The following is a 25294-nucleotide window of genomic DNA, read 5'->3' on the forward strand; positions in this document are numbered from 1 at the left end:
CGAGCCTGCACCCGCCGCTGGTCGTCGGAGGCCTTGAACCGGAGTGCGACGTAGGCGGCGTGGCCGTCGCGGGCGAGGAACTCCGGGTCGCCGGCACCCGGACGTCGGCTAGGGTCGCGCCCATGGCACAGGAACACGGGGGGCGTCGGACGGTGGTCACGGCGGCGGATGTCGAGCGGGCGGTGGGCCTCGCGGTCGCGGCGCTGGCGGAGGCGCCGGACGCCGACTGGGGAGTCCCGGCCGGGGGGTTGGCCTGGGACTGCTGGGAGACCCTGGAGCACACGGCGGACGCGCTGTTCAGCTACGCGGCCCAACTCGCGCCCGCCCGGCCCCCGTTGGACGGGTATGTGCCGCTGCGCTGGCAGCGCGACCGCCCGGAGGGGCCGGCCAGTGTGGTGTTCGTCGACCGCGCCGTCGGACCGGCGGGCCTGTTGCAGACACTGGAGGCCGGCGGCGGACTGCTGGCGGCCGTCGTCCGGACGGCGGCTCCGCAGGCCCGCGCGTTCCACTCCTACGGGGTGTCGGACCCGGAGGGGTTCGCCGCGATGGGCGTGGTGGAGACCCTGGTGCACACCCACGACGCGACCTCCGGCCTCGGCCTGCCCTGGGCCCCGCCCGCCGACCTGTGCGACCGCGCCCTGACCCGCCTGTTCCCCGAGTCCCCCGACCACACCGAGCGGTGGCCCACCCTCCTCTGGGCCACCGGCCGCGCCGAACTGCCCGAACACGGCCGCCGCACCTTCGCCCGCTGGCACAGCGAGCCACTGCCCTGACGGCCAGGACCAACCGGGAGCCGCGGTGCACCGAGAAAACGGCGAAGGTTGGAACGCGCCTCGATCCGACGCACCCGGTACGGGGGTCGCGGAAGTGCAGGCCGCGAGCGGGTTATCGGGCCGCGGTCTCCGCGCTCAGCCAGGCCAGGTAGCCGGACGCCCCGGCGGTGATCGGCACCGCGATCACCTCCGGGGTGTCGTACGGGTGCAACTCGACGATCCGGTCGGCGAGTTGTTCCGCGAGGGAGGCTCTGGTCTTGAGGTCGACGCGCCATTCGGCGGTGTCCTGGACCTCGCCGTCCCACCAGTACACGGAGCGGACGGCGTGGACCTGGGCGCAGGCGGCGAGGCGCTCGGAGACCAGGGTGGCGGCGAGGGCGCGAGCGGCGTCCTCGTCGTCGTGGGTGGTGGTGACCACCAGGTGCTGGGGCTCGGTCATGGGCCGAGCCTACGGGGGTCGAGGAGGGAGGCACTGGGTTGCTTCGGGTGGGAAGCGCCGAGAGTCCCGGGCGGTGTCGCCCGGTGTCCCGGCGGTGGTGCGCCGTGGCGGCCCGGGCACCCCGCGCTCGGGCCGCCACGGCGCTTGACGGTTGACGGCCGCACCCCCGGTTTTCCCCTCCCGGGTGTGGGGCCGTGCCGCCGCTTCGGATGGCTCGTCACCGTCCGGCGGGCCGGAGCCCGCCGTCGGGCGAGTGGCGCCGCTGACCGCGCCGCGTGGGGGTGGGCGCGGTCAGCGGCGGGACCAGAGGGCGGGAACGTTCGGGGGCTCCCAGCCGGCGAAGGCGGTGTGCGCCTGGATGCAGACGTAGGTGACGCCGTTGTAGGTGACCTGGTCGCCGGCCTTGTAGCTGGTGCCGACCTGCCAGGTGGTGGTGCCGCCCGGGGAGGAACTCGGGCTCGGGCTGGGCGAGTTGCCGGTCGGGCTGCTGCTCGGCTTCGGCGTGCCGTTGACGTTGAGCACGAAGTCGAAGCTCGCCTGGCTGCCGTTGCCGACCTGGCGGACCGTCATCACCAGCTTCGGGTCGAAGATGGAGTCGGTGGCGTTGCGCGGCTCGTTCGGGAAGTACAGCTGCGTGGTCAGGATCGACTGCCCGGGGGCCTGCACCTTGACGTGGATGTGCCGGGTGCGGCCCGGGTAGAGGCCCGGGATGATCGTGGTCAGCGTGTACGCGCCGTTGGCGTCGCTGAACTGGTGGCCGCGGAAGGTGTAGCCGCTGTTGTCGTAGTTGCCGTTGGTGTCGGCCTGCCAGAAGTCCAGCAGCGCACCGGAGATGGGGGCGCAGTTGCGGCCGAACACGTAGCCGCTGACGGTCAGCGGGGTGCCCTGGGTGCCCGGGGTGACCAGGTTGGTGCGCAGCGGGGAGCCGGGCTTGAAGTAGGGGCCTTCGATCTGCGCGTCGGTGGGCGCGTCGCCGTCGTGGCAGTCCGGCGTGAGCGGGACGGACGTGCCGCCGGCCGCGGCGGTGTCGCGGGCCAGGGCGGTGCCGCCGCCGATCAGCACCGGGACGGCGCCGGCCAGGGCTGCGGCCTTGAGCAGACTCTTCCGGCTGATCTGCCGGTCGCCCAGGGGGTTGTGGGGGGTGGACATGGCTCTCCGTTCGGCTGCTTCGTCGGACGCCGCACGCCCGGATCCCGTGGTTGGGACATGACACCTGGAGAGGTCGGGTGCCCCCGTGCGGCGCGCTGTGGGGTTCCTCAGACGCTAGGCCCTGCCGGGCGGGCCGTCGATGGACGGGGGCCGCCGGACGTGGTGCATTCCTCAGCCGAGCTTTACCCGCCGTTGACGCTCCGCCCCTTCATCCCACGCGCTCACGGAACTGCCCCGGGGTGCGGCCGACTTCGCGGCGAAAGAAGCGGCAGAAGTACGCCGGATCGGAGAATCCGGCCGCCACGGCTACCTGACGGATCGTCATATCCGTGGTGGCGAGCAGGCGTTTGGCCTCCAGGGTCTGCTGCTCGCGGATCAGCCGGGCCGGGGTGCGGCCGGTGGCCTCCTTCACCACCTCGTGCAAGTAGCCTGCGGAGACGCCGAGTTCGCGGGCCAGCGCGAGCACCGAGCGGTCGGCGCGGTCGGCCTCGGCGATCAGTCGGGCGAACCGGTCCACCAGCGGATGCACCGCCGGACGCGGCGCGGCCGCCGCCTCCCCGCCCTCGCCCTGCCGGGCCGCCCGCAGCGCCCGCACCAGCAGCACGTGCAGCAGCGCCTGCAGCACGCCCAGCCCGCCGTCCAGGCCGGCCTGGTACTCGGCGGTCAACTCCGTGAGCAGCCGGGAGAGTTCGCCGTGCCCCTGGCGCGACGGCCGGGACACCGCGGTGCCGGCCAGGGCGCGCAGCAGGGCGAGGTCCTCCGGGTGGCGGTGCAGGAAGTCCTCGTTGAACAGCAGTACCCAGCCGTCGAGTTGGCGCGCCCGCGCCCAGTGGTGCACCTGCCCGGGCAGCACCACGTACAGCGCCGGCGGTTCGATCCGGTACTCCGCGAGGTCGACGACGTGCGTCCCGCTCCCCTTGGTCACGTAGATCATTTCGTAGAACGAGTGCCGATGCGGGAAGTCCGCCCGGGACAGTGGCCCGATGGAGTCGAAGCTGCCGGCGGCGAACGGCAGCAACCCCGGGTCCGGGACGTCCAGGTCGTGCAGTTCCAGGCCGGCGGGCGGTCGGAGCGTCATGCGCGCCAGTGTGCGCGGACTCCCCGCCCACCGTCCAGTGGTCCAGACCAAGGGTGGGTGGTGGCACCCGGCCCGGGGTAGGGAAAAGTCGACCACCAGGTCTCGACCTGGGCCCGCTGACGTCGGCCTCCCCGCCGACTGGAATGGACGGGTGTCCACCACTCCCCTTCAGCTCCTCTCCCGCCAGCGCTGGTTGTGGCCCGCCGGCTGGCTGCTCTGCGCCGGCTGGGCGGCGGCGTTTCCGCTGCTCTCGCCGCTCGGGCCGCACCGCGACTGGGGCGTCGTCGCCGCGTTCGGCTACCTGCTCGCCGCGGCTCTCTCGTGGCACCGCAACGGCCGGCTGCCCTCCGCCCTCGTCGCGCTGGTCGCGTCCGGGCTGCTCCCGCTCGCCCACGCCGTCCTGACCGGCGAGGGCCAGAGCGAGGTCACCGTCATCGGCCGCGCCGGCACCGCGCTGCTGGCCCACGGCTCCCCGTACCTCGCCGCCCCCGCCTCCGTCCTGGAGCTCACCCCCTACCTCCCGGCCATGGCCGCCTTCGGACTGCCCCGCGCCCTGCTCGGCCCGCACGCCGCCCTGGGCGACCCCCGACTGTGGTGCGCGGCGACGTTCCTGGCGACGGCGGGCGGCACCTGGCGGGTGCTGCGCCGGGGCGGACGCTCCGCACCGCACCGCACTCGGTCGCAGGCGTCGTGCGCCCTGGCGCTGGTGGCCTCGCCGGTGGTGGCGTTGCCGTTGGCGGTGAGCGGGGTCGATCTGCCGATGACCGGGCTGCTGTGTCTGGCGCTCGCGCTCGCCTCGCGGCGGCAGGCGGGCGGGGCCGGGCTGGCGCTGGCGGTGGCGTGTGCCATCAAGTGGACGGCGTGGCCGGCCGTTCCGGTGGCGGTGGCGTTGCTGGCGGCGGTGGCCGGTCGGCGGGCGGCGTGGCGGTGCGCCGGGGTCGCGGTGACGGTGGCGACCGCACTGATCGCCCCCTGGCTGGTGCTGGCGCCCGGGCCGATGCTGCGTCAGGTGTTCGCGTTCCCGCTCGGCCTCGGCGAGTGGCGGACGCCTGCGGCGAGCCCGCTCCCGGGCCGCCTGCTCACCCAACTCGTCCCCGGCGGCTGGTGGTTGGCCCTCGCCCTGCTGCTGTTCGGCGGGGCCGCGGTCGCGGTGTCGCTGGTCCGACGCCCGCCCCTGGACGCGGTCGCGGCGGCCGACCGCCTCGCGGTCGGGCTGGCCCTGGCGTTCCTGCTCGCACCGGCCGGCCGCTTCGGCTACCTGGCGCTGCCCGCGTTCCTGGCCGTCTTCACCCGCCTGCTCGCCGACCGGACGCGACCACCGGCTGCCACCGGCCACCCCTCCCCCACGGCACCCCGACCCGCCGCCGCGCTGGCCTCCTGACCGTCCGCCGTCTCACGTTCGGGCCGACCCCGGTGTTCCTGCCCGCGCCCCTGGCCGCCCTCACCCGCCTGGCCGCCGACGCGGCCACCCCCCCTGACCATCACCCGAACTGCGAGGCGCACCATGGCCACCACCCTCATCGTCACCAACGACTTCCCACCCCGGCAGGGCGGCATCGAGACCTTCGTCCACGCGATGGCCGTCCGGGTCCCGGACCATGACGTGGTCGTCTACACCTCCGCCGAACCGGAGGCGGCCGCGTTCGACGCGACGCTGCCGTTCCCGGTGGTCCGCGACCCGTCGCGGCTCCTGCTGCCCACCCGCAGGGTGACCCGGCGGGCGGTCGAACTCGCCCGGGCGCACGGCTGCGACCGGGTGTGGTTCGGGGCGGCCGCGCCGCTCGCGGCGATGGCACCGGCCCTGCGGCGCGACGGGGGCGTGGATCGGCTGGTCGCCACCACGCACGGGCACGAGATCTGGTGGGCCCGGACGCCCGGCGCCCGGAGCGTGCTCCGACGGATCGGCGCCCACTGCGACGTGGTCACCTACCTCGGCGAGTACACCCGGCGGCGGATCGGCCCCGCGCTCGGGCCGGGGGCCACGCTGTCCCGGCTGGTCCCGGGCGTCGACCCGTCGCTGTTCCGCCCCTCGGCGACCGCGCGCCGGGCCGTTCGGGAGCAATTCGGCCTGGGGAACGCGCCGTTGATCCTCTGCGTGGCCCGCCTGGTGCCGCGCAAGGGCCAGGACATGCTGATCCGCGCCCTCCCGGCGATCCGTCGCCGCGTCCCGGGCGCCACCCTGCTGCTGGTCGGCCGGGGCCCCGACGAGACCCGCCTGCGCGGGCTGGCCGCACGCCACGCCCCGGGCGCGGTCGTCTTCGCGGGCGGCCACGACCACGCCGCCACCGCCCCCTTCTACGCGGCGGCCGACGTCTTCGCCATGCCCTGCCGCACCCGCCGCGCGGGCCTGGAGGCAGAGGGCCTCGGCATCGTCTACCTCGAAGCCTCCGCCACCGAACTCCCCGTGGTGGCAGGCCGATCAGGCGGCGCCCCGGACGCCGTCCTCCCCCACCGCACCGGAGCCGTGGTCGACGGCCGCGACCCCGCCGCGGTCGCCGACGCCGTCTCCTCCTACCTCGAAGACCCGCCCCACGCCCGGGAGTTCGGCCGCACCGGCCGCCACTGGGTCCACCAGGAGTGGACCTGGGACGCCTCCGCCGCCCACCTCAACGCCCTCCTCGCCGGGACGTCGTACCCGGCCCCGCAGGAACCTCGGCCGGACCGCCCCGGCGTGAAGTAGTCGCGAGACCGCCGTGCTCCTCAGGACGGGTCGGCGGTGGCGTGGTCGCGGTAGGCGAGGACGGCGAGGACGCGGCGGTTGCCCTCGGTGGGGTCGAGGTTGAGCTTCATGAAGATGTTGCCGGCGTGTTTGACGACGGAGGCTTCGGTGACGGTGAGGCGGTGGGCGATGGTCTGGTTGTTGAAGCCTTCGGCCATCAGGGCGAGGACTTCGTGTTCGCGGGGGGTGAGGCGGCGCAGCGGGTCGTCGGCGGTGCGGTGGGCGAGCAGGATGCGGACGACTTCGGGGTCGATGACGGTCTGCCCGGCGGCGACGCGTTCGAGGGCGTCGGTGAAGTCGGCGACGTCCATGACGCGGTCCTTGAGCAGGTAGCCGAGGCCGCCGCGGTCGGCGGTGGACGCGCCGAGCAGGCGGGTCGCGTAGGCGGTGGCGACGTACTGGGAGAGGACCAGGACGGGCAGGCCGGGGTGGCGTTCGCGCAGGTGGAGCGCGGCGCGCAGGCCCTCGTCGCGGTGTTCGGGGGGCATCCGGACGTCGGTGACGACCACGTCGGGGCGGTCCTCGTCGACGGCCCGGATCAGTTGCTCGGCGTCGCCGACGGAGGCGATGACGCGGTGGCCGAGCCGGGTGAGGAGTTCGGCGAGGCCGGCCCGGAGCAGCACGGCGTCCTCGGCGATCACGATCCGGAGCACGGCACCTCCAGGCGCAGGCGGGTCGGCCCGCCGGTGGGGCTGGTCACGGTCAGGCGTCCTCTCAGGATGGCGACCCGATCGGCGAGGCCCTGGAGGCCCGCGCCGGTGGCGGGGTCGGCGCCGCCGCGACCGTTGTCGGTGACGGACAGCACCAGTGTGTCACCGTCCAGCAGGCCGTGAACGGCGATCTCGTCGGCGTCACTGTGCTTGGCGGCGTTGGTGAGCGCCTCGGTGACGGTGAAGTACGCGGCGCTCTCGACCGGCCCGGGCAGCCGTCGCGGCAGGTCCAGCTCGACCAGCACCGGCACGGGGTGCCGCAGCGCCAACTCGGCGACGGCGGCGGGGAGTCCGTGGTCGGTGAGGACCTGCGGGTGGATGCCGCGCACCAGCGTGCGCAGCTGGTCGAGCGCGAGCCGGGCCTCGCCGCGCGCGCGGGCGACCAGCTCGGCGGCGGGGCCGTCCTGGCCGCGCAGTTCGAGTTCGGCGAGGCCCAACGTCATGCCCAGCGCGACGAGTTGCTGCTGTGCGCCGTCGTGCAGGTCGCGCTCGATCCGCCGCCGCTCGGCCTCGAACGCGTCCGCCAACCGGGCCCGGGAGCGGGTGAGTTCGACCACCTGCGCGCCGAGGTCCTCGTCCCGGACGGTCAACAGCAGCCTGGCGAGGCGGACTTGCGCACCGGCCACCAGCGCCCCGCTGTACCCGGCGACCACCAGCCCGAGCAGGCCGAGGGCACTCGCCGCCAGCCCGTCGAGCGGGCCGGACACCGGCCGTCCGGGGATCAGCATCACGGTGTCCGGCTGCACCGCCCAGATGAACACCGGTGCGGCCAGCAGGAGCAGGGAGCACCCGAGCAGCGCGGCGAACGCCAGCCCGACGGCAGCGAAGACGGTGGACTGCACGGCCACGTAACCGAGTTCACGCCAGGTCGCCCGTTCCCGCAGCCGCGTCCGAAGCCACTGCCGCGCCACCGTCCGGTGCGGGTCGGCGAGCCGCACCGGCTCCACCAGCCGCAGCCGCCACCGCTCCACCACCCCCACCGGCACTCCGACCACAGCCGTCCCGGCCAGAACCACCAGCCCGACGCCGAGCACGGACAGCGCGACGCCCAGCACCAGCCCGACGACCAGCATCAGCAGAGCCAGCACGCCCTGCACCGCGCCGCTCAGCAGCAACGCCCAGACCCGCCACGGCCACCCGGACACCAGGAACCGCACGGGCCGCCGCCGCACCGCCGCCCACACCGCGACGTCCATCCGCGCGCCTCCCCGTTGCCGTTCCCGCCCGACTCTAACCGGCCGGGAGGCACGGGAGTTCGCCCACGTCACCCACGTCGCCCTGGTGGTCACCGGGCCCTGCGGATCGGAGGCCCGGGGTGTCAGGCCCCGCAGCCCTGGGCGTCAGGACCCCGCAGCCCTGGGCGTCAGGACCCCGCAGCCCTGGGCGTCAGGCGTCGGCGTCCTTGCGGAAGCGCTTGGCGAGCGCCGGATCCGACTCCCACCACAGGCCGGTGCCGCCGCTCTCCTCTCCCGCGCCGGCCGGGGCGGGGAGCGCGGCGAGGGGTTCCGGGTCGGCCCGCAGGCGGAACATCAGGCCGGGGACCAGGTAGAAGACCGCGCCGAGCAGGAAGACGGTCGTCACCGCGTAGATCGGGGGCACGGTGAACCCGGCGACGACCGGGAGGAATAGCGTGTAGCCGAGTCCGGTGCTGCGGGCGGTGATCGAGGTGTCGCTGTCCTCACCCACCTGCACCGTCAGGGCGTTGGATCTGGTGCGGTCCTTGGAGGTGACCCGCACCTCGCGGGTGCCGGCCGCGGCCGGGAACCGGGCGACATCGCCCTGTCGCACCCGGCCGACCGGCTCCCCGTCCACCAGAACCGTGAACGTCCCCGCCCGTCCGATCCCCGACTGCTCCGCGCGCACCACGACGGTCCCGGCCATTGTCCCCCCAAACGTCTGATCATGAGTGAAGCGGGGGCCAAGGATAGGGCTCAGACGAGCAGGAGTTCGCCGCAGGCCTCGGAAAGGGCCGCCCGGGCGTCGGCGGGGAGCTCGTGGTCGGTGATGAAGCAGTCGAGGTCGGTGAGGGCCGCGAAGCTGCTGAGGCCGACGACGCCCCACTTGGTGTGGTCGGCGACGGCGACGGTGCGGTGGGCGGAGGCCATCAGGGCGCGGTTGGTCTGGGCCTCGGCGAGGTTGGGGGTGGTGAGGCCGGCGCGGTCGCTGACGCCGTGCGCGCCGATGATCAGCAGGTCGACGTGCAGGGAGCGGATCGACTGGTCGGCGAGCGGGCCGACCAGGGCGGCGGAGCGGGTGGGCGCGCCGCCGGTGAGCAGGAGCGCGGGGGCGTCCTCGCCGCGTTCGGCGGTGTGCGTGCGCAGGAGTTCGGCGACGGGGAGGGAGTTGGTGACGACGGTGAGGCCGGGGACGTCGAGCAGGCGGGCGGCGACGGCGTAGGTGGTGGTGCCGGCCGAGATCGCGACCACGCTGCCGGGCTGGACCTGCGCGGCGGCGGCTTCGGCGAGCGCGGCCTTGGTGTCGGTCTCCAGGCCGGACTTGGCCTCGAAGGCGGGCTCCTCGGCGGCGGCGGTGCGGGCGACCGCGCCGCCGTGGACCTTGCGGACGGCTCCGGTGCGGGCGAGGGCGTCGAGGTCGCGGCGGACGGTCATGTCGGACACGCCGAGCCGCTCGACGAGTTCGGCGACCTTGACGGCTCCGTCGCGGCGCACCTGGTCGAGGATCAGCGCCCGTCGCTGGGCGGCGAGCAGTACGCCGTCGGTCACTCGGATCCTCCGCCTGGGCACAAGGGGGTGCTGGGAAGCCGTCAGCATAGTCGACCGGGCGGATCACTGTTCGGCTCTGGTGCTGTGTGTTTGAATATGTTGGATATCTCCTGCCTTGAATATCCCTCGCCTGCTGGAGTGCCCGATGACCACCGACGCCGCCGACGCCTTCATCGCCGCCTACGGCGACGCCCCCGACGGCGTGTGGGCCGCGCCCGGGCGGATCAACGTGATCGGTGAACACACCGACTACAACGAGGGGTTCGTGCTTCCGGCGGCGCTCCCGCACACCACCCGGGTGGCGGCCCGCCGCCGCACCGACGGCGTGATCCGGCTGACCAGCGCGCAGGGCGACGGCAAGGTCACCGAGCTGGCCCTGGACGGGCTCGCGCCGGGCGCGGCGCCGGGCTGGGCGGCGTACCCGGCGGGCGTGTTCTGGGCGCTGGCGCAGGCCGGCCACCCGGTGGGCGGAGCGGACCTCGCGTTCACCTCGGACGTGCCGACCGGCGCGGGCCTGTCCTCCTCGGCGGCGCTGGAGTGCGCCACCGCGATCGCCCTGGACGAACTGTTCGGCCTGGGCCTGGACGCGCCGACCCGGGCGCTGCTCGCGCAGCGCGCCGAGAACGACTTCGTGGGCGTGCCGTGCGGCGCGCTCGACCAGATGGCGTCCAGCTGCTGCGTCGCGGGCCACGCGTTCTTCCTCGACACCCGGACGCTGGCCGGCCGCCAGGTGCCGCTGGACCTGCCCGCGGTGGGCCTGTCGCTGCTGGTGATCGACACCCGGGTCAAGCACGACCTGGGCGACGGCGCGTACGCGGCGCTGCGGGCGGGCTGCGAGCGGGCCGCCGAGCTGCTGGGCGTGCGGGCGCTGCGCGACATCGGCAGCGCGGAGCTGGCGGCGGCCGAGGAGAAGCTGCCGGCCGAACTGCGGCCGCTGCTGCGGCACGTGGTGACGGAGGACCAGCGGGTGCTGGACACCATCCGGCTGCTGGACGCGGGCGAGCCGCGGGCGCTCGGCCCGGTGCTGACGGCCGGGCACGCCTCGCTGCGCGACGACTACCGGGTGTCCTGCCCGGAGACCGACCTCGCGGTGTCGGCGGCGAACGCGGCCGGCGCGCTGGGCGCGCGGATGATGGGCGGCGGCTTCGGCGGCTCGGTGCTGGCCCTGGTCGACACCGACCGGCTGGCGGACGTCGAGCGGGCCGTGCGCGCGGCGTTCGCCGACGCCGGCTACGTCGACCCGCAGGTCTTCCCGGCCGTCCCCTCGCAGGGCGCGCACCGCATCGCCTGAGCGGGCACGCGGAACGACGACGCAGGAACAACGAAGCCGCAGGAACGACGAAGCAGGAACGACGACGCCCCGCCCGGGAACTTCCCTTCCCCGGGCGGGGCTTCGTGGCTGAGGCGGCCCGGGGGGCCTACAGCTCGCGCAGGGTGCGGGCGGCGGTCTCGGGGCGGATGTCGTTCATGAACGCGCCCATGCCGGACTCGGTGCCGGCCAGGTACTTGAGCTTGTCGGCCGTCCGCCGGATGGTGAACAGCTCCAGGTGCAGGGCGAGTTCGGCCTCGGCGGGGCGCGGCGCCTGGTGCCAGGCGGAGATGTAGGGGGCGGGTGCGGGGAACAGCCGGTCGAAGCGGCGCAGCAGGTCGAGGTAGATCCGGGGGAACTCGGCGCGGGCGGCCTCGTCGAGGGCGGTGAGGTCGGCGACCCGGCGGTGCGGGTACAGGTGCACCTCGTAGGGCCAGCGGGCGGCGAACGGGACGAACGCCGTCCAGTGCTCGCCGGCCAGGACGACCCGGGAGTCCGGCCGGCCGGTGGTGGCGCGTTCGGCGGCGAGGACGTCGTCGTACAGGTTGCGGCCGGTGGCCTCCCGGTGGGCGGCGACCTTGGCGAGGGCCTGTGCGGTGCGCGGGGTGACGTACGGGAGGGCGTAGATCTGGCCGTGCGGGTGGCCGAGGGTGACGCCGATGTCCGCGCCGCGGTTCTCGAAGCAGTAGACCTGCCGGACGTCGGGGCGGGTGTGCAGTTCGGCGGTGCGGTCGGTCCAGGCGTCCAGGACGAGGCGGGCCTGCTGTTCGGTCAGGTCGGCGAAGGACGCGCCGTGGTCGGGGGTGAAGCAGACCACCTCGCACCGTCCGGTGCCGGGGGCGAGCGTGTACGGGCCGTCCGACCAGGGGGTGACGTGCTGGGCGGAGGAGCCGGCCAGGGACGGGAAGCGGTTCTCGAACACCGCCACCTGGTAGTCCCGGGCGGGCACTTCGCCGGCCCGGCCGTCCCGGGACGGGCACAGCGGGCACTGGTCGGCCGGCGGGTGGTAGATGCGGCCCTGCCGGTGTGCGGCGATGGTGACCGCGTCCCCGGTGAACGGGTCGACCCGGACCTCGGAGGCGCTCGCCGCCGGGTCGAGCGGCCGCGTGTCGACGACGTCGCGCACGGCGGGCTCGGTGTCGAAGTAGATCAGTTCCCGGCCGTCGGCCAGCTTGGTCACCGTCTTGTGCACGGCGGCGCTCCCTCGGTATTCGACCATCACATCAAACATTTTCAAACATGAAGCAGCACAATGCAACATCCGCAGGTCGGGAGGGTCTCACCCGGGGCCGGCGGCGCACCGGGAAACCCGGTGCAGGGCCGTCGGGGCCATCGGCTAGAGTCCGCCCCGAAAGACCGAAACACCAGGGGGAGTTCAGATGTTCAGGACCGGACGTACGCTTCTTGCCGCCACCGCCGTCGTGCTCGCGCTGACCGCGACGGCCTGCGGCAGCAAGGGCGCCGACGGAAGCGCCGCGGGCACCGGAAAGGCCGCGGACAGCAAGAGCTCGGGGGCCGACGCGGCCAAGGAGCTGACGCCCGCCGCGATGCTCGCGATGGTGGGCGAGAAGACCAGCGCGGCCAAGTCCGCCAAGACCGAGGCCACCATGCAGATCGGCGCCACGAAGGCCAGCAGCATGAAGGGCGCGATCTCCTGGGAGCACGGCCTCAACGGCGAGCTGACCGGCACCATGGGCGGCCCGATGGCGGAGACCCTCAGCAAGGCCGGCGGCGACGGCACCTTCACCGCGCGGTACCTCGACGACGCGATGTACGTGAACATGGGCGCGGCGATGGCCGGTCAGCTGGGCGGCGCGCACTGGATCAAGTACGGGTACGCGGACCTCGCGAAGCTGATGGGCGCGGCCGGCGACAGCATGAAGAACCAGCTGCAGAACGCCGACCCGGTCTCGTCGGTGCGGGCGCTGATCGCCTCCGGCAAGGTCGACAAGGCCGGCACCGAGAGCGTGAACGGTGTGCAGGCCACCAAGTACGCCGGTGACCTCTCGGCGGCCGACATCACCCAGGCCACCACCAAGGGCCTCACCCAGGCGCAGGCGGACGCCCTGCAGAAGCAGTTCGCCGCCGCCGGGATCACCAGCGACCACATCGAGGTCTGGGTGACCGCCGACAACCTGCTGGTCAAGAAGGTCGAGCAGATGCAGAGCAAGGCCGGCGAGATCACCTCGACGGCGACCTACTCCGACTACGGCACCGCGGTCAGCACCACTCCGCCGAGCGCGAGCGACACGGTGGACTTCACCAAGTTCGTGCCGAACGCGAAGAGCTGACCCGCCCCGCCGACGCAACGCCCCGCCGACGCAGCGCCCCGGCACGGACGATCCGTGCCGGGGCGTTCGGCTGTTCGCGATCCGCTCGACTGCTCTTGATCCGCTCGGCGGCTGTTCGCGATCCGGGCCGCGGGCTACTTCTTCTTCGCGGCCGGCTTCTCCTTGATGCGCTGGGTCTCCTTGCGGACCTCGGCCTGGATGGTGCGCTCGCGCTGCAGCCAGTCCGGGTTCTCGTCGCGCAGGGCGTTGATCTGCTCGGTGGTGAGGGCCTCGGAGACGCCGGCCCGGTTCAGGCCGGTGACGGAGATGCCGAGGCGGGCGGCGATCACCTGGCGCGGGTGCGGGCCGTTGCGGCGCAGGTCGGCGAGCCACTGCGGCGGGGTGGTCTGCAGGGCGTTGAGCTCGTCGCGGGAGACGACGCCCGCCTGGAACTCGGCGGGGGTCGCCGCCAGGTAGATCCCCAGCTTCTTGGCCGCAGTCGCGGGCTTCATGGTCTGGGAGCTCTTGGGCTTGGGCGTAGTCATGGACCAAGGGTATAGGGAGTGCGCACCTGCCCAGGTCACGGTAGGTAGCCTGGACGGTGTGACCGAGATCGAGCAGCCCTCCGATTCCTTCCGCCTGGTGTACGTGCCGGGCGTGACCCCGACCAAGTGGCTGCGGGTGTGGGGTGAGCGGCTGCCCGACGTCCCGCTGGAACTGGTGCAGGAGACGCCCGTCGCCGGGCACGGCCTGCTGCTGTCGGGCGGCGCGGACGCGGGCCTGGTGCGGCTGCCGGTGGACCGGACGGTGCTGAGCGCGATCCCGCTGTACACCGAGACCACCGTGGTGGTGTTCCCGAAGGACCACTGGCTGGCCGCCGCCGAGGAGGTCTCCGTCGCCGACCTCGCCGAGGAGGTCGTCTTCCACCCGCAGGACGACGTCCTGGACTGGCCGGACGGCGCTCTGCCGGGCCGCCCGGCGTTCGAGCGGCCCGCGACGACGGCCGACGCGATCGAGCTGGTGGCGGCGAACGTCGGCGTGCTGGCCGTGCCGCAGTCGCTGGCCCGGCTGCACCACCGGCGCGACCTGACCTACCGCACGCTGGCGGACGTTCCGCAGTCGCAGGTGGTGCTGGCCTGGCCGGAGGCGGCGACCACCGACCTGGTCGAGGAGTTCATCGGCATCGTCCGCGGCCGCACCGCGAACAGCTCCCGCGGCCGGGCCGCCACCGAACCGGCGAAGAAGCAGCCCGCCGCCAGGAAGGCCCCCGCCAAGGCCCAGCAGAAGCCCCAGCAGAAGTCGCAGCAGAAGCCGCGGACGGGCCAGCGCGGTGCGACGAGCCGTCAGGCCCCGGCGAAGCGCGGGCGCAAGCGGTAGGCAGCTCCCCGGCGGCGTTCCCGCAGGTGGCGCGGTGTGGCCCCGATGATGGTCGGCGGGCATCCTTGCCGTACCGACCGAGGAGAGAAGCCACGATGGTGCATGCACGGGCCGGGCAGCCGGCGCAGCCGCAGGACCTGATCGACGTCGCTCGCCTGGTGACGGCCTACTACGCCTTGCACCCGGACCCGGCGGAGGTCGGGCAGCGGGTGGCGTTCGGCACGTCCGGCCACCGGGGTTCCTCGGTGAAGTCGGCGTTCAACGAGGACCACATCGCGGCGACGGCGCAGGCGATCTGCGACTACCGGGCCGAACAGGGCACCACGGGGCCGCTGTTCCTCGGCATCGACACGCACGCGCTGTCCGAGCCGGCCCGGGCGACGACCCTGGAGGTGCTGGCGGCGAACGGCGTGACGGTGCTGCTGGACACCGCGGACGGCTACACGCCGACGCCCGCCGTCTCGCACGCCGTGCTGGCGCACAACCGCACGCTGCCCGCGGCGCTCGCGGACGGCATCGTGGTGACGCCCTCGCACAACCCGCCCGCCGACGGCGGGTTCAAGTACAACCCGCCGCACGGCGGCCCGGCGGACTCCACGGCCACCGGCCGGATCGAGCGGCGCGCCAACGAGCTGCTGGCGGGCGGGTTGAAGGAGGTCCGCCGGATTCCGTACGCGCGGGCGCTGGCGGCCGACACCACCGGCCGCTACGACTTCCTGGGCCGGTACGTGGACGACCTGCCGGCGGTGCTGGACCTGGACGCGGTGCGGACGGCGGGGGTGCGGATCGGCGCGGACCCGCTGGGCGGCGCGTCCGTCGCCTACTGGGGGCGGATCGCCGAGACGCACCGGCTGGACCTGACGGTGGTCAACCCGCTGACCGATCCGACCTGGCGGTTCATGACGCTGGACTGGGACGGGAAGATCCGGATGGACTGCTCCTCCCCGTACGCGATGGCCTCGCTGATCGAGCAGCGGGCGGCGTTCACGCTGGCCACCGGCAACGACGCGGACGCCGACCGGCACGGCATCGTCACGCCCGACGGCGGGCTGATGAACCCCAACCACTACCTGGCCGTCGCCATCGACTACCTGTACCGCAACCGGGAGGGCTGGCCGGCGGCGGCCGCGGTCGGCAAGACGCTGGTGTCCTCCTCGATGATCGACCGGGTGGCGGCGGGGCTGGGCCGGGAGCTGCTCGAAGTCCCGGTCGGCTTCAAGTGGTTCGTGGACGGGCTGCTGAACGGGACGGTGGCGTTCGGCGGCGAGGAGTCCGCCGGGGCGTCGTTCCTGCGCCGCAACGGCACGCCGTGGAGCACCGACAAGGACGGCATCCTGCTGGCGCTGCTGGCCTCCGAGATCACCGCCGTCACCGGCCGCACCCCGTCTGAGCACTACCGCGACCTGACGGCCCGGCACGGCGACCCGGTGTACGCCCGGGTGGACGCCCCCGCGAACCGTGAGCAGAAGGCCGCCCTCGCGGCGCTGGACGCCTCCCGGGTGACGGCCTCCGAGCTGGCGGGCGAGCGGATCACCGCCGTGCTGACCGAGGCGCCGGGCAACGGCGCGGCGATCGGCGGGCTCAAGGTCTGCACCGAGAACGCCTGGTTCGCGGCCCGGCCGTCCGGCACCGAGGACGTGTACAAGATCTACGCGGAGAGCTTCCTCGGCGCCGACCACCTGGCGCGGGTGCAGGACGAGGCCCGCGGCCTGGTCGGCGAGGTGCTGGAGCAGGCCTGACCGCGTGCGGAGGGCCCGCCGGGCGCCCGGCGGGCCCTCCGCACGCGGCGGTCAGTACTGGCGGTCAGTGCCGGCGGTCAGTGCTGGCGGCGCAGGTGGGCGTGCAGGTCGGTGAGGTGGTCGGCGACCTGCGGCTCGCCGATCTCGCGGCACCAGGCGGCGGCCTGCTCCAGCCGGGTCAGCGCCTCCTGGGTGCGGCCGAGGCGGTTGCCTTCGAGCAGCGCGGCCCAGCGGATGGACTCGGCGCGGGCCCGGTTGCCGTCGGCGCCGTGGGCGGCGAACGCGGCGATGGCGAGTTCGATCTCGACGAGGGCCTCCTCGGGGGCGCCGACCTCGGCGAGGGTGCGGGCCCGGGTGTCGTGCAGGGTGCCCTCGACGCAGCCGAGGGAGACCTCCAGGCCGTCGCGCTCCGCGTCGGCGACGATCCGGGCGGCCTCGTCGAGTCGGGCGAGCGCCTGGTCGCGGCCGTCCTTGCCGCGCGCGCCGGCGGTGAGTCGGGCGAGGCGCAGCAGCATGTCGACGGCGGCGTCGGGGTGCGGCGCGGCGCGGTGACTGTCGAGGGCGCGCTGTCGGGCGAGTTCGGCGGCGGGCCACTGGTCGGCGCGGGCCAGGGCGACGGCGGCGTCGCAGGCGACCAGGGTGTGCACCTCCCGGTTGTGGTCCCAGCCGGCGGCGAGGTCGGCGACGTGCAGGAACTCCTCGGCGCTGGCGCGGTGTTCGCCGAGTTCGCGCAGCGAGCGGGCCAGCGTGAGGCGGATCTGGGCCTGTTCGGTGGGGGCGAGGTCGGCGAACGCGGCCTCCAGGCGGACGGCTTCCAGGACGGCGGCGGCGTCGGCGTACCGGTCGGCCGTCGCGAGGACCTGGCCGAGTCGGCCGCGGGCGGTGGCGGCCTCGTCGGCCTGTCCGGCGTGGTCGTGGCGGGCTGCGGCGTCGGTGAACGCCCTTACGGCGGCGTCGAGTTCGCCGCGGGCGAGGTGGATGCGGGCGACCAGGTTCTGCAGCCGGGCGGGGGCGGCGGTGCGGTCGCCGTGCTGGGCGGCGATCGCCAGCGCCCGGTGGGCGAGTTCCTCGGCGCGCTCCAACTCCTGCTGTTCCATGGCGAATTCGGCCTGCCAGCCGTACACGGCGACCAGCTTCCAGGGCAGTTCGGCGGCCTCGATGCGGCGTTCGGCCTGCCGGATCATCTCGGCCGCGTCGTCCCGGCGGCCGGCCACGAAGTAGGCGCGGGCGAGGAGTTGGTCGGCGTTGATCTCGGCCGCTGGGTCGTCCTGGCGCTGCGCCTCCTCACGCAGGCGGGCGACGGCGGCTTCCAGGCGGGTGACGTCGCGCGGCTCAGGACGGTCGTGGTCGTGGTCGCCGTCGTGGTCGTGGTCGCCGTCGTGGTCGTGGTCGCCGTCGTGGTCGTGCGGGTCGGTGCCGGACAGGTCCAGGTGGAACGCGGCGACGGCGCGCGCGTGCAGCACGGTGAGCAGCGCGTCGCCGGCCCGGGCCGCACCGGCCGCGAGCAGTTCGCGCACCTGCCGTTCGTGCTCGTCGAGTTCGGCCGTCGGGTCGGTGTCCCGTTCGGGGATGGCGGCGGCGAGGGCGCGGCAGCCGATCGCCCGGGCGGGGTGGTCGGCCTGCTCGTAGTGGTCGGCGGCCTCGGTGAGGTGGGCGACCAGTTCCTCGTCGGGCAGGCCGTCCTTGCGGGAGCGCTGTTCGGCGAGTTCGGCCCGCAGCAGGACGAGCGGCTCGAGGTCGGGGTCGTCGGGGTGCTGGTAGCCGTCGGCGGTGACGAGGGCGTCGATGCGCCGCCACAGGGCGACCGCCTCGGGGTGCCACCGGTCGTGCAACTCGCGGGCGCGGGCGACGAGTTCGGTGACGGTCTCGGGGGTGTCGGCGGCGGCCCGGTCGGCCGGGCGGGCCGGGGCGGGGGCGGGCGCGGGGGCGGGGGTGGCGGCGCGCAGGCCGAGGGCGAGCGGTTCGGCGAACAGCGGTGCGCGGCCGAGGCGTTCGCGGCGGGCGTCGCCGACGGCGGTGGTGCCGTTGCGGGCGTCGAAGCGGGCGGCGAGTGCGTCGCCCTCGGCGGTGAGTTCGGCGAGCAGTTCGGCGGCGGTGTGCCGGGTGCCGGGCGGGCCGGCCACCGGGACGTCGCCGTGGCCGGTGGCGTTCAGCCGGGCGAGCAACTGCTGGGCGCCGGTGAGGAAGTGCAGGCGGGCCAGCGGGTCGCCGTGCTGGTCGAACAGGTCGCGGTTGTCGGCGAGGATCTCCAGGCCGCGCGGTTCGTTGCCGGTGAGGGCGCAGAACTCGAGGTGCAGGCCGATCTCCTCGGCGGCGCGGGAGCGGCCGCGGGCCCACCGGTAGCCGGTGAGGTGGGCGGAGCGGGCGTCGTCGGCGCGGCCGGCGCGCAGCAGCGGCAGCAGTGCGTGGGCGCGGCTGACGTGCGGTTCCTCGGCGCAGGAGTGTTCGCCGTCGAACACCGGCTGCCAGATCGCGAGCGCCCGGTCGTCGTCGCCGAGCCGGACGAAGTGCCTGGCCTGGGCGCGCAGTTCGCAGGCCTGGCAGTCGCTGAACGCGGCGCGGGAGCGGGCGGCCCACAGGTCGAAGGCCTGCTCGACGTCGCGGCCGGTGAGCGCGGCGAGGTGGTACTGCTCGCCGTAGTAGGGCTGCAGGTCGTGGCCGGCGGTGCGGTAGTGCTCACGCAGTTCGCCGTGCCAGCGGCGGACGGCCTCCAGCGGGACGTCGGGGACGCTGCGCAGGGCGTGCGCGACCCACTTGTAGCGCCAGTCGGTGGCGCGCTCGGCCCAGCCGTCGAAGGCGTCGGGGTGCTTGCTGCGCAGGGTGGCGATCCGGGCGAACACGACCGGGAGCTTGCGCCGTTCGGCATCGTTCTCGTAGGCCTCCATCAGGTCGAGGAGGGCGTAGGCGAGCAGCTCGTGGTCGTCGAACTGCTCGGCGGCGTCGACGAGTTCCTCGGCGGTGACGGTGCGCCGGCGGCCGTGGGGCTGTTCGTCGTTGGCGCGCAGGGCGGCGCGGACGGCGTCGATGGTGTCGAGCATCACGGCTCCCGGTGCGGCGTGGTGGGCTCGTGGCCGAGCATGGCGTGGTCGAGCAGGGCGAGGAACGAGCGGTTCAGCAGGGCGGATTCGCCGGCCTTCAGCGGCCGCCGGGTGAGCAGCAGGGCCTGGCCGTAGAGCGCTTCCACGGTGGTGGTGGCGAGGTCGGGGTGCCGGATGGCGGCGGCGCGGCGGACCAGCGGGTTGAGGTGGTTGAGGACGAGTTGGGCGCGGGGCGCGGAGCTGCCCAGCGAGCCGAGGATGTCGGCCCACAACCCGTCGGCCTGGTCGGCGAGTTGGCTGCGGGTGCGTTCGTGCCGGGCTTCCCGGTCGTCGAGCAGCAGGGCGGGGGCGCTGCTGGGGTGGAAGGTGCGCAGCGCGACGTCGCAGTCGAACCGGCCGAGGACGTCGCGGGCGGCGGCGAGGAAGGCGGCGGCGGCGAGTTCGGTGGCGGGGTCGACGTTGTCGAGGTGCGCGGTGACGGTGGCCGGGTCGAGGTCGGCGACGGTGGCGCCGGGGCGGATCTCGGGCAGCCGGTGGACCAGGTCGCGGTCGTAGGTGTAGCCGCCGTTGACGACGCCGAGGCCGGCCGCGCCGGCGATCGGGGCGACCTGGCGGAACTCCTCGACGGTGCGGGTGACCAGGATGACGGGGTGGGCGCGGGCGAACTCGTCGAGGGTGACGTTGCCGTCGGTGGTCTCGAACGGCAGCCACGGCAGCAGCATCTTCAGCAGCTGGTCGTCGTGCCGGGCGAGCGACTTGACGGCGAGGTGGTGGATGGACAGGAAGCGGTGCAGCAGCGCCGGGTCGCTGGCGGACAGGCCGGTCAGCCAGTCGCGGATGCGCAGGCCGAGGGCGTCGCGGACGGCGGCGAGGGTCTCGTCGGCGTACAGCGCCTCGCGGGAGGCGGTGGGGCGCAGGCGTTCGGCGTCGACCACGCAGCGCACGAAGAACGCCCAGTCGGGGAGCAGTTCGTCGGCCTGGTCGGAGAGCAGCATGCCCTTGAGGTGGACGTGGTGGCCGGCCCGGCGGGACGGCGGGACGGCGTCGGGCAGCACGTAGGCGACGCCGCTGAGGCCGACCAGCGGCAGGTCGAGGTCGATGACGTCGAGCGGGGTGAAGTCGAAGGTGTCGCGGCAGTGCGCGGTGAGCGCCTCGCGGCGGGCCGCGGGGGTGTCGTGGCGGCGGGCCCACGGGGTGGGGGTCTCGCTGATCCGGGTGGAGCGGCCGGCCGCGTCGACGACCGCCACTTCGTGGCGCAGCAGGCTGCCGTAGTGGCGGGCGAGTTCGGTGACCCGGCGGGTGGAGGTCCACTCCTCGGCGTCGGCGCGCGGGGTGAGGGTGACGGTGGTGCCGGGCTCGGGGCGGGCGGAGCCGGGCAGGGTGGTGATGGTGTAGCGGCCGTCGGAGCGGCCGCGCCATTCGATCACCGGGGCGTCGGGGGTGCGGGCGGAGCGGGTGCGGACGGTGATCTCGTCGGCGACCACGAAGCAGGCCAGCAGGCCGATGCCGAACTGGCCGATGAACTCGGCGCGGGCGTCCGCGAGTTGGCCGGCGTCCAGGGCGCCGTCGGGGGTGCGCTTGGAGCTGCGGCCGATGGTGGCGAGGAAGGTGTGCACGTCGGCTTCGGTGAGGCCGACGCCGGTGTCGGAGACCGAGAACTCGTCGCCGGTGGTGACGGTGATCGCGGCGGGCGCGGCCGGGTCGAGCTGCCGGCGGGCGGTGATCGCGTCGACCGCGTTCTGCAGCAGTTCGCGCAGGTAGACGCGCGGGCTGGAGTACAGGTGGTGGGAGAGCAGGTCGACCAGTCCGCGCAGGTCCACCTGGAAGGTGTGCGCGCTGGAGTCGTTCGGGGTCACCGGGCGGGTCCTTCGCTTCGGGGTACGGGGGGTGCGGCCGGTCAGCGGCGCGGCGGTGGCGGTGCGGGCTACGCGGCGGCGTCGCGGCGGCGGGTGTAGACCGTCACCGGGTCGCCGAGGTAGCCCCACGGGGACTTGGTGACGCGGCCGTCGAGTTCGGTGAACACCCGGTGCGCGGCCTGCCGTTCGCCGCACAGCGAGAACGCCATGGCGAAGGTGTTGTGCGCGCCGGCCCACGTCCGGCCGCGGACGGCGTCGGGGTGCCAGATGGAGCGTTCGGCGGCCTCGTGCAGGGAGCGGGCGACGGCGGGGCTGCACATGTAGCGGCTGTCCTCGCCGCGGTCGAGGGCGAGCCAGTGCTCGATGTGCGCGTAGGCGACGAGTTCGCCGAGCGGGCTGCCCTCGGGGGCGGCGAGCATCGACGCGCGGGCGAAGGCGTGCATCTCCTCGTGCGAGCCGCCCCACTTGGCGCACAGCTGCTGCAGCCGCTGCCGGTGCGAGGCCGCGTGGTGCGGGTGGCGGCGGACGGCGGCCTCGAAGCGGCGGACGGCGGCCTCCTTCGGCACCGAGACGCCGCGCCCGGTGATCTGCAGGAAGTACCAGGGGCCGAGCCAGTCGGGCTGCCGCTCGGCGACCTCGAACAGCTGCTCCTCGGCGCGTTCCAGCCGTTCGCCGAACACCTTCCACTGGTCGGCGCCGACGTACTTCGCCTGGGCGTTGCTGCGGGCCTCCCAGCCCCAGACCAGCTGCCGGGCGCCGGCGACCAGCAGCGCGAGGTCGTCCTCGGGGTGCTGCTCGACGGCCTGCGCGAGCCACACCTGGGTGCCGCTCAGGTCGCTGACGAGGTCGACCATGGTGACCAGGTCGGCCTGGTCGCGGGCCTGTTCCAGAACGGCCCGGACGCCCGGCCAGTCGCCGGCCGCACCGCGCTCGATCAGCAACGCCAGCTCCGGATCGCCGAACGTCGGGTCGAGCGCGGGCCCGCCCTTGGCCCGTCGCCGTATCAGCCTGTCGAACAGCCCCATCCCGATGGTCCCCTTGTGCCGTGCCGATCCGTCCGGGGCAGCCGCGCGGCCTCCCCGGACGGAGATTCCTATCACGTCCGTACGACTGGTGTGCGAATCAATTCCGCATGCCGGGCAGACGCGGCGTCACGGCGTCGCGGCGTCGCGACGTCGGTGCCTGTGCCGCCGTCAGGCGGCGCACACGGCGCGGATGTGACGGAAGGCGGCCACCGGGTCGTCCCCGAGCTGGTCCCACGGGCTTTCGCAGACGGCGTCGCCGATCTCCTGGAAGACCAGGTTCGCCGCGTACGGCTGCCTGGCCAGGTGGAAGGCCGCCGCGAAGGTGTTGAAGGCCTGCGGCCAGTCCCTGCCGCGCACGAAGTCGGGGTGCCGGATCGAGCGGTCGGCGGCCTCGTGGAGGGAGTCCCGGACCTGCGGCCCGTTCATGTACACGACGTCGTCGCCGGAGGCCAGCGACATCCAGTGCTCGATGTGGGCGAGGGCGACCAGCTCCCCGAGCGGGCTGCCCTCGGGGGCGGCGAGCATCGACGCGCGGGCGAAGGCGTGCATCTCCTCGTGCGAACCGGACCACTTGGCGCACAGCTGCTGCAGCCGCTGCCGGTGCGAGGCGAGGTGGCCGGGGCTGCGGCGCAGCGCCGCGTCGAAGCGGTACCGGGCGGCGCTCCGGCCGACCGACCCGCCGCGGCCGCTCATCTGCAAGTAGAGCCAGGGGCCGAGCAGTTCGGGGTCCCGTTCGGCCGCCTCGAACAGCAGCTCCTCGCCGGTCGCGAGCCGTTCGTGGAAGGTCTTCCACTGCGCCTCGGTGACGTGCTGGGCGCGGGCCGCGGTACGGGCCTCCCAGCCCCAGCGGATGTGCCGGGCGCCGTGCGCGAGCAGGGTGACCGGGTCGCCGGGGTCGGCGTCGAGGGCCGGGCCGAGCCAGCTCTCGCTGCCGGTGACGTCGGCGAGCAGGCCGATCATCAGCGCCAGGTCGTCCTGGTCGACGGCCCGGTCCAGGACGGCGCGGACGCCGGGCCAGTCGCCGGCGGCGGCCTGCTTCAGCAGCAGCGTCAGCTCGGGGTCGCCGTACGCCGGGTCGACGGTGAGGCCGGGCGCACCGCCTCCGGTGTTCCGGCGGCGCGCCAGCCGCGCGAACAGTGCCATGCCCGGGTCCTCCTCAGTGCCGTCGTCCTCGCGGGCGGCTTGCAGCGGCCCCGCAGACGGATGTTCCTATCACGTCACCGCGACGGGCGGGCACGCCGTGTCGCGGACCGGTCGCTCCCGAAGATCCGGTGTGCGAGGCCGACGAGCGGGGCGGTGACGGCGTGCTGACGGCGCTCGGCGTGCCGGTGGACGGCGTACAGCGCGTGCACGCCGTCCAGCGCAGCGGTTCGGGCTCCGCGCCGTACTCCGTCCCGGGCGACGCACGACGGGCGACTCGGCGGCGTGCCGATCACTCCGCGGTGAAGACCTGCCGTCCGCCGACGTAGGTGCGCAGGACCCGGGTGTGGGCGATCTCTTCGGTGGGGGCGGCGAAGGGGTCGCGGTCGAGCAGGACCAGGTCGGCGAGGTGGCCGGGGCGGAGGGTGCCGGTGTCGTCGAGGCCGTTGAGGTGGGCCGTGCCGGCGGTGTAGGCGGCGAGCGCGGTGGCCAGGTCGAGCCGCTGGGCGGGCAGGAAGACGGGTGTGCCGGGGGCGGCGTCGGGTTCGCGGCGGTTGACGGCGACGTGCAGGCCGTCGATGGGGACGGCGCTGGAGACCGGCCAGTCGCTGCCCGCGGCGAGGGTCGCGCCGGCCCGCAGCAGGTCGCCGAACGGGTACTGCCAGGCGGCGCGTTCGGGGCCGAGGAAGGGGATGGTGAGCTCGTCCATCTGCGGCTCGTGGGCGGCCCACAGCGGCTGGATGTTGGCGATCGCGCCGAGCTCGGCGAACCGCGGCAGGTCCGCGGGGTGGACGAGTTGCAGGTGCGCGAGGTGGTGCCGGTTGCCGCGCCGGCCGTTGGCGGCGATGGCGGCTTCGACGGCGTCCAGGGCCTCCCGGACGGCGCGGTCGCCGAGGGCGTGGAAGTGCACCTGGAAGTCGAGTGCGTCGAGTGCGGTGACGTGCTCGCGCAGCGCGAGCGGGTCGACGAAGCTCAGGCCGCTGTTGCCGGTGGCGCAGCCGCAGCCGTCCAGGTAGGGGCTGGTGAGGGCGGCCGTGAAGTTCTCCGCGATGCCGTCCTGCATGATCTTCACCGCCCCGGCACGGAACCGTCCGTGGCTCAACTTCTCGCGCCGGGCGACGAGTTCGGGGATCTGGTCGGCGCCGCGCTCGCGGTCCCACCAGAGCGCGCCGACCACCCGGGCGGTGAGCGTGCCCTGCTGCGCGGCGGTGAGGTAGGCGTCGGACGGGTCGGGGTGGCCGCCGAACTCGCCGAGCAGGGCGTCCTGCCAGGCGGTGATGCCGAGCGAGTGCAGCATGTGCTGGGCGCGCAGCAGTCCGGCCAGCCGGTCGGCGGCGGTGGGGCGGGGGGCGTGGATGCCGACCAGGCCGACGGCGCCCTCCTGGAGCATGCCGCTGGGTGTGCCGTCGGGTTCGCGTTCGACCCGGCCGTCGGCCGGGTCGGGGGTGTGCCGGGTGATCCCGGCGGCTTCCAGCGCACGGGAGTTGGCCCAGGCGCCGTGGTGGTCGCGGTTGGAGAGCAGCACCGGACGGTCGGGCACCACCCGGTCGAGCAGCTGCCGGGTGGGCAGTCCGCCGTCGAAGCTCTCCAGCGACCAGCCGCCGCCGGTGATCCACTCCTGTTCCGGGTGGGCGGCCGCGTAGTCGCCGATCAGGCGCAGGTAGTCGTCCACACCCACGGTTTCGCTGAGGTCGCAGGTGGCCATCTCCATGCCGCCGTACACCGCGTGCACGTGCGCGTCCTGGAAGCCGGCGGTCAGCAACCGGCCGTGCAGGTCGACGACTTCGGTGCGCGGGCCGATCAACTCCCGTACCTCGTCGTGGCCGACGGCAGTGATCCGCTCGCCGGTGACGGCCAGCGCACTGGCCCGGGTGCGGGCGGCGTCGCCGGTGTGGATCGGTCCTCCGGTGAAGACCAGGTCGGCGTGGTTCATGGGACGTTCCTCAACT

At 74.4% G+C, this 25294-nt stretch carries 22 protein-coding genes; 7 read left to right on the plus strand and 15 right to left on the minus strand.

The window, feature by feature from the left end; genetic code table 11:
• The first annotated feature begins 122 nt into the window (after nucleotides 1–122).
• Nucleotides 123–773, plus strand: a complete 651-nt coding sequence (locus AMK19_RS08235) for a DinB family protein (protein ID WP_073809694.1) — start codon at nucleotides 123–125, stop codon at nucleotides 771–773.
• A gap of 112 nt (nucleotides 774–885) precedes the next feature.
• On the opposite strand, the gene cutA is transcribed toward AMK19_RS08235, so the two are convergent.
• From cutA to AMK19_RS08250, 3 genes are all read right to left on the minus strand, one after another.
• Nucleotides 886–1212 (minus strand): divalent-cation tolerance protein CutA, encoded by a 327-nt coding sequence (gene cutA, locus AMK19_RS08240; protein WP_073809323.1) that lies wholly within the window; start codon nucleotides 1210–1212, stop codon nucleotides 886–888.
• A gap of 291 nt (nucleotides 1213–1503) precedes the next feature.
• A complete protein-coding gene (locus tag AMK19_RS08245) occupies nucleotides 1504–2361 on the minus strand; it encodes a dioxygenase family protein (protein WP_073809324.1) in 858 nt (285 codons plus the stop codon).
• Nucleotides 2362–2569: 208 nt separating this feature from the next.
• The gene (locus tag AMK19_RS08250; protein ID WP_073809326.1) at nucleotides 2570–3439 is read right to left on the minus strand and encodes a helix-turn-helix domain-containing protein; all 870 of its coding nucleotides are present in this window, start codon (nucleotides 3437–3439) and stop codon (nucleotides 2570–2572) included.
• A 151-nt stretch (nucleotides 3440–3590) separates the two neighbouring features.
• Between AMK19_RS08250 and AMK19_RS08255 the strand changes: the two genes are divergently transcribed.
• Together AMK19_RS08255 and AMK19_RS08260 are read left to right on the plus strand one after the other, a co-directional pair.
• Entirely contained in the window at nucleotides 3591–4820 is a 1230-nt protein-coding gene (locus tag AMK19_RS08255) for a glycosyltransferase 87 family protein (protein ID WP_241844294.1), read from the plus strand.
• 123 nt (nucleotides 4821–4943) lie between these two features.
• Nucleotides 4944–6119 (plus strand): glycosyltransferase family 4 protein, encoded by a 1176-nt coding sequence (locus AMK19_RS08260; RefSeq protein ID WP_073809329.1) that lies wholly within the window; start codon nucleotides 4944–4946, stop codon nucleotides 6117–6119.
• Nucleotides 6120–6139: 20 nt separating this feature from the next.
• Here the strand turns inward: AMK19_RS08260 and AMK19_RS08265 are convergent, their stop codons facing one another.
• From AMK19_RS08265 to AMK19_RS08280, 4 genes are all read right to left on the minus strand, one after another.
• Nucleotides 6140–6811, minus strand: coding sequence for a response regulator transcription factor (locus tag AMK19_RS08265; RefSeq protein WP_073809330.1), 672 nt, complete (start codon nucleotides 6809–6811; stop codon nucleotides 6140–6142).
• Nucleotides 6796–8064: a sensor histidine kinase gene (locus AMK19_RS08270; protein ID WP_073809333.1), complete on the minus strand. Its 1269-nt coding sequence runs from the start codon at nucleotides 8062–8064 to the stop codon at nucleotides 6796–6798. The genes AMK19_RS08265 and AMK19_RS08270 overlap by 16 nt, the downstream gene beginning before the upstream one ends.
• A gap of 190 nt (nucleotides 8065–8254) precedes the next feature.
• Nucleotides 8255–8749 carry a hypothetical protein gene (locus tag AMK19_RS08275; protein ID WP_073809335.1) on the minus strand — a complete coding sequence of 165 codons (495 nt, stop codon included), beginning with the start codon at nucleotides 8747–8749 and terminating at the stop codon, nucleotides 8255–8257.
• Between the two features lie 50 nt (nucleotides 8750–8799).
• Nucleotides 8800–9591, minus strand: coding sequence for a DeoR/GlpR family DNA-binding transcription regulator (locus AMK19_RS08280; RefSeq protein ID WP_073809337.1), 792 nt, complete (start codon nucleotides 9589–9591; stop codon nucleotides 8800–8802).
• 145 nt (nucleotides 9592–9736) lie between these two features.
• Between AMK19_RS08280 and galK the strand changes: the two genes are divergently transcribed.
• The gene (gene galK / locus AMK19_RS08285; protein ID WP_073809340.1) at nucleotides 9737–10882 is read left to right on the plus strand and encodes a galactokinase; all 1146 of its coding nucleotides are present in this window, start codon (nucleotides 9737–9739) and stop codon (nucleotides 10880–10882) included.
• A gap of 127 nt (nucleotides 10883–11009) precedes the next feature.
• Here galK and galT read toward each other — a convergent pair whose 3' ends face one another.
• Nucleotides 11010–12092: a galactose-1-phosphate uridylyltransferase gene (gene galT / locus AMK19_RS08290; protein ID WP_073809342.1), complete on the minus strand. Its 1083-nt coding sequence runs from the start codon at nucleotides 12090–12092 to the stop codon at nucleotides 11010–11012.
• A gap of 187 nt (nucleotides 12093–12279) precedes the next feature.
• Between galT and AMK19_RS35895 the strand changes: the two genes are divergently transcribed.
• Nucleotides 12280–13191: a hypothetical protein gene (locus AMK19_RS35895; RefSeq protein WP_073809344.1), complete on the plus strand. Its 912-nt coding sequence runs from the start codon at nucleotides 12280–12282 to the stop codon at nucleotides 13189–13191.
• Nucleotides 13192–13325: 134 nt separating this feature from the next.
• Here the strand turns inward: AMK19_RS35895 and AMK19_RS08300 are convergent, their stop codons facing one another.
• Nucleotides 13326–13715 carry a DUF5997 family protein gene (locus AMK19_RS08300; protein ID WP_073809347.1) on the minus strand — a complete coding sequence of 130 codons (390 nt, stop codon included), beginning with the start codon at nucleotides 13713–13715 and terminating at the stop codon, nucleotides 13326–13328.
• A gap of 58 nt (nucleotides 13716–13773) precedes the next feature.
• On the opposite strand from AMK19_RS08300, the gene AMK19_RS08305 reads away from it, so the two are divergent.
• Nucleotides 13774–14547 carry a LysR family substrate-binding domain-containing protein gene (locus AMK19_RS08305; protein WP_073809353.1) on the plus strand — a complete coding sequence of 258 codons (774 nt, stop codon included), beginning with the start codon at nucleotides 13774–13776 and terminating at the stop codon, nucleotides 14545–14547.
• A gap of 95 nt (nucleotides 14548–14642) precedes the next feature.
• Entirely contained in the window at nucleotides 14643–16286 is a 1644-nt protein-coding gene (gene pgm / locus AMK19_RS08310; RefSeq protein ID WP_073809355.1) for a phosphoglucomutase (alpha-D-glucose-1,6-bisphosphate-dependent), read from the plus strand.
• A 77-nt stretch (nucleotides 16287–16363) separates the two neighbouring features.
• Here pgm and AMK19_RS08315 read toward each other — a convergent pair whose 3' ends face one another.
• The 6 genes from AMK19_RS08315 to AMK19_RS08335 all read right to left on the minus strand — a co-directional run bounded on the left by AMK19_RS08315 (nucleotide 16364) and on the right by AMK19_RS08335 (nucleotide 25278).
• Nucleotides 16364–19324, minus strand: a complete 2961-nt coding sequence (locus tag AMK19_RS08315) for a hypothetical protein (protein ID WP_073809358.1) — start codon at nucleotides 19322–19324, stop codon at nucleotides 16364–16366.
• Complete coding sequence (locus AMK19_RS08320) at nucleotides 19324–21180, minus strand: HSP90 family protein (RefSeq protein WP_073809360.1); 1857 nt, start codon at nucleotides 21178–21180, stop codon at nucleotides 19324–19326. Before AMK19_RS08320 ends, AMK19_RS08315 begins: the two co-directional genes overlap by 1 nt.
• Nucleotides 21181–21248: 68 nt before the next feature.
• Entirely contained in the window at nucleotides 21249–22205 is a 957-nt protein-coding gene (locus tag AMK19_RS08325) for a hypothetical protein (protein WP_073809363.1), read from the minus strand.
• Nucleotides 22206–22373: 168 nt separating this feature from the next.
• Complete coding sequence (locus AMK19_RS08330; RefSeq protein ID WP_083646570.1) at nucleotides 22374–23348, minus strand: hypothetical protein; 975 nt, start codon at nucleotides 23346–23348, stop codon at nucleotides 22374–22376.
• Nucleotides 23349–23422: 74 nt separating this feature from the next.
• Nucleotides 23423–23557 carry a hypothetical protein gene (locus AMK19_RS37960; RefSeq protein WP_274536960.1) on the minus strand — a complete coding sequence of 45 codons (135 nt, stop codon included), beginning with the start codon at nucleotides 23555–23557 and terminating at the stop codon, nucleotides 23423–23425.
• Between the two features lie 80 nt (nucleotides 23558–23637).
• Nucleotides 23638–25278, minus strand: a complete 1641-nt coding sequence (locus AMK19_RS08335; RefSeq protein ID WP_073809365.1) for an amidohydrolase — start codon at nucleotides 25276–25278, stop codon at nucleotides 23638–23640.
• Nucleotides 25279–25294: the final 16 nt, after the last annotated feature.

Source organism: Kitasatospora sp. CB01950 (genome assembly GCF_001905465.1).
Taxonomy (GTDB): domain Bacteria; phylum Actinomycetota; class Actinomycetes; order Streptomycetales; family Streptomycetaceae; genus Kitasatospora.